This is a genomic window from Hansschlegelia beijingensis (assembly GCF_045505405.1).
Lineage (GTDB): Bacteria > Pseudomonadota > Alphaproteobacteria > Rhizobiales > Methylopilaceae > Methylopila > Methylopila beijingensis_A.
The window spans coordinates 1-3,966 of record NZ_JBJKEX010000288.1; the positions used below are offsets into that span (position 1 = coordinate 1).

Genomic DNA, 3,966 nt, shown 5'->3' on the forward strand with positions numbered 1-3,966 from the left:
CGTGATGGGCCGCGAGGTCGCGCTCGACGAGGCGCTGGCCGCCGCCGCGGAGCTGGTTTCCGCCGCGCGGTCGCCGGTCTATGGCGGGCTCGGCACTGACGTCGACGGCGTCAGGGCGCTCATCAAGCTCGCCAGCAAGACGGGCGGCAGCGTCGACCACTATGCTTCGACGGGCCTGTTCCGGAACATCTCGACCTCACAGCGCAAGGGCTGGATCGCGACCACGCTCGCGGAGGTTCGCAACCATTGCGACCTTCTGGTGGTGATCGGTCCGGACCCCTCGGAGGCGTTCCATCGGCTCTACAACCGGATCACGCCGCCGACCGGCCGCTTCATCAAGGGCAAGCGCAAGGTCGTGTTCCTCGGCGGCGCGCCTTCCGATGAGGCGCGCGTTCAGCTTGAGGGCGCGGAGATCCAGACGATCGACGTTCCGGAAGGCGAGCTTCTGGATGCGCTGTCGCGTCTGCAGGGACTGCTTTCGGATGCTCCGGCCGTTCCGGGCGGCCCCGACCTCGCCGCGCTCGCGGCGGGGCTCAAGGGCGCGCATTACGGCGTGCTCGCCTGGAGCGCTGGCCTGCTCGGCGGCGACGGCGACCTGATCGTGGAGCGGGCCTCGATCATCGTCGACATCCTGAACGTCGACACCCGCGCCGCCTGTCTGCCGCTCGCGGGCCGGGACAACCTGATCGGCGCGAACCAGGCGTTCCTGTGGAACATCGGCTTCCCGCTACGGACCGCGTTCCGCGGCGGCCAGGCCGACCATGACCAGCTGCTCAACAGCACGGAAGAAGCGCTGAAGTCCGGCGATCTGCTGATCTGGACGTCGGCTTTCCGGCCGGAGCAGCCGCCGGCCTTTGAGGGCCAGCTGGTGGCTTTCGCGCATCCGGACACGATCTTCGAGCGCGAGCCGGAGGTGTTCGTGCCGGTCGGTCAGCCCGGACTCGACCATCGCGGGCTCGCGTTCCGCACCGACACCGTGGTGAGCATTCCCCTCGGGCATTATCGCGACGCCGGCCTGCCGAGCATCGCGATGGTGGCCAAGGGCCTTCGGGAGCGTCTGTCATGAGCGCCGTGCGCATCACCGGCGGCAAGGTCCTCGATCCGGCGAACGGCGAAGTCGGGGTCGAGCGCGACGTCTTCATCCAGGACGGCCGCATCGCCGCGGCCGGAGCCGTGGGCGAGGGCGTGATCGAGACGATCGACGCCAGGGGCGGCGTCGTCATGGCCGGCGCGATCGACATCCACACCCATATCGCGGGCGGCAAGTCGAACATCGCGCGTCTGCTGATGGTCGAGGAGCAGCGCGCGATCCGCGAGCCCGCCGGCCCGTTCTGCGCCTGCGGCGGCGGACTTTCGACCATGACCGCGCACGCCACCGGCTGCCGGTACGTGGAGATGGGCTACACTGCGGCTTTCGAGCCTGCGGTGGTCGGCGCCAATGCGCGCCACATGCATTACGAGATGGGCGACATCCCGTTCCTCGACACCGGTGGCTATCTGGTGCTGGGCAACGACGACTTCCTGCTCGATCTCATCGCAAGCGGGGCAGGCCAGCAGGCCGTCAACGACTATGTCGCCTGGATGCTCGCCGCGACCAAGTGCATGGCGATCAAGATCGTCAACCCGGGCGGCATCAACGCGTTCAAGTTCAACGCGCGCAGGCTCGACCTCGACGAGGCGAACCCGCATTACGAGATCACTCCGCGCAAGATCCTCACCACGCTCATCCGGGCGGTGACCGAGCTGGGGCTGGCGCATCCGATTCACCTGCACGGCTGCAATCTCGGCGTGCCGGGCAACGAGCAGACTACGCTCGACACCATCGCGGCGACCGAGGGCCTGCCCCTGCACATGACGCATGTGCAGTTCCACTCCTACGGCACCGAGGGCGACCGGAAGTTCTCCTCGGGCGCGGCCAAGATCGCCGAGGCGGTGAACAAGAACCCGAACATCTCGATCGACGTCGGTCAGATCATGTTCGGTCAGACCGTCACGGCTTCCGCCGACCTGATGTCGCAGCACCGCAACCGCGGCATCGCCACGCCGAAGCGCTGGATCGGCATGGACATCGAGATGGACGCGGCCTGCGGGATCGTGCCGTTCGAGTACAAGGACAAGTCCTTCGTCAACGCGCTGCAGTGGGCCATCGGGCTCGAGCTGTTCCTGCTGGTCGAGGACCCCTGGCGGATATTCCTGACGACCGATCACCCGAACGGCGCTCCCTTCACCACCTATCCGCATCTGCTGCGGCTGCTGATGGACAAGCCGTTCCGGGACGAGCAGTTCGCCAAGCTGCCGAAGTCTGCGCGCAAGCACTCGATCCTGAACGAGCTGAAGCGGGAATACACGCTTGAGGAGATCGCGATCGTCACCCGGGCGGCGCCCGCCAAGATACTCGGTCTGACCGATCGCGGACATCTCGGGGCCGGCGCCGCGGGCGACGTCGTGATCTATCGCGACGATCCCGACCGCGAGGCGATGTTCTCGAAGGCCGAGTACGTCCTGAAGGACGGGCGGGTCGTGGTGAAGGACGGCGAGATCGTCGACGTCGTCTATGGCCGCACCCACTCGGTCGCTCCCGACTACGACAAGAGCATGGACGCCAAGCTCGACCGCTGGTTCGACGAGGCGATCGGCTTCAAGGCCAAGACCTTCAAGATGCGGGACCACGAGATCCGCGACGGACAGGGCACGGTCGTGCACGCCACCAAGAGGTCCGCATGATCCTCAACGGCGTCGAGATCCGCGACAGCTTCGCGGAGGCGTTCCCGATGGTCGGGACGCGTTTGATCATCACGGCGGACACGCCGCGGTGGGCGATGACCGCCGCGAAGACCATGACGGGCTTCGCGACCTCGGTCATCGGCTGCGGCTGCGAGGCGGGCGTTGAGCGCGTCGTTCCGGCCGAGGAGACGCCGGACGGCCGGCCCGGCGTCGCCGTGCTCATCTTCGCGATGGACATCAAGGGGCTGAAGTCGGTCGTGCCGCTCCGCATCGGGCAGTGCGTGCTGACCTCGCCGACCTCGGCCTGCTTCGCCGGCATGACCGGCGGAGACACGGTCTCCATCGGCAAGGCGCTGCGCTACTTCGGCGACGGCTGGCAGATCGCCAAGAACGTCGACGGCCGCAGGATCTGGCGCATCCCGGTCATGGAAGGCGAGTTCGTCTGCGACCATGAGAGCGGCACCACTTCCGGGGTCGGCGGCGGGAACATCCTGATTCTCGCGACCTCGCGCGGCGAGGCGCTCGCCGCCGCGGAAGCCGCCGTCGACGCCATGGAGAAGGTCGAGGGCTGCATCCTGCCGTTCCCGGGCGGCGTGGTGCGGTCCGGCTCGAAGGTCGGCTCGAAGTACAAGGGCATGTTCGCCTCGACCAACAACTTCTACTGCCCGACGCTGCGGGCGCAGACGCAGACGCAGCTTCCGCCGGAGGTCGCCTCGGTGATGGAGATCGTGATCGACGGCGTCTCGCCGGAGGCGGTCTCGGCCTGCACGCGCGCCGGCATCGAGGCGGTCGTCGCGCTCGGCCGCGCCAAGGGCGTGGTGGCGATCGACGCCGGCAACTACGGCGGCAATCTCGGGCCGTTCCACTTCAAGCTGCGGGAGATCATGGCGTGACCGGCGTGATCCTCACCGCGCGCGGCGACTTCGACGCCCGCGTCGACCTTGCCGGCGTGCTGCCCGGCGCAGACGGCGACCTCGCGAAGCGCCCGATCCCCTATGGGGGCCGGGTCGTCGAGCTTGGGGAACTGTTCGACGTCTCGGGCTCGGGCGCCGAGCGGCTGACGATCGAGGGCGGCGACGCTCGCCTCGACGGCGTCGGCGCCGGGCTTTCCGAGGGCGAGATCGTCGTCCGGGGCGACGTCGGCGCGCGGCTGGGCCACCAGATGGAGCGCGATGACGAAGTCGATCACCGTGGTCCACAGCGCGACGTGGCGGATGTTCCTGAGAGCCGCCTCGTCGTTCC

Annotated in this window: 3 protein-coding genes and 1 pseudogene; all 4 read left to right on the plus strand. The window is 68.2% G+C overall.

All coding sequences use genetic code 11. The features are described from left to right. Positions 1-1,066: hypothetical protein (locus ACIKT0_RS14445; protein WP_407106016.1), on the plus strand; the 1,066-nt coding region annotated here is incomplete at its 5' end. Further along, positions 1,063-2,724, plus strand: coding sequence for a formylmethanofuran dehydrogenase subunit A (locus ACIKT0_RS14450; RefSeq protein WP_407106017.1), 1,662 nt, complete (start codon positions 1,063-1,065; stop codon positions 2,722-2,724). The genes ACIKT0_RS14445 and ACIKT0_RS14450, both read left to right, overlap by 4 nt. Then, positions 2,721-3,617 carry a formylmethanofuran--tetrahydromethanopterin N-formyltransferase gene (gene fhcD, locus ACIKT0_RS14455; RefSeq protein ID WP_407106018.1) on the plus strand — a complete coding sequence of 299 codons (897 nt, stop codon included), beginning with the start codon at positions 2,721-2,723 and terminating at the stop codon, positions 3,615-3,617. The genes ACIKT0_RS14450 and fhcD overlap by 4 nt, the downstream gene beginning before the upstream one ends. After that, positions 3,614-3,966, plus strand: a pseudogene (locus ACIKT0_RS14460) (hypothetical protein); the annotation flags it as partial. The gene fhcD and the pseudogene ACIKT0_RS14460, both read left to right, overlap by 4 nt.

Coding starts and splice junctions, on each gene's coding strand:
- ACIKT0_RS14450 (WP_407106017.1), top strand. CDS start 1,063: ATGAGCGCCGTGCGCATCACCGGCGGCAAGGTCCTCGATCCGGCGAAC.
- fhcD (WP_407106018.1), top strand. CDS start 2,721: ATGATCCTCAACGGCGTCGAGATCCGCGACAGCTTCGCGGAGGCGTTC.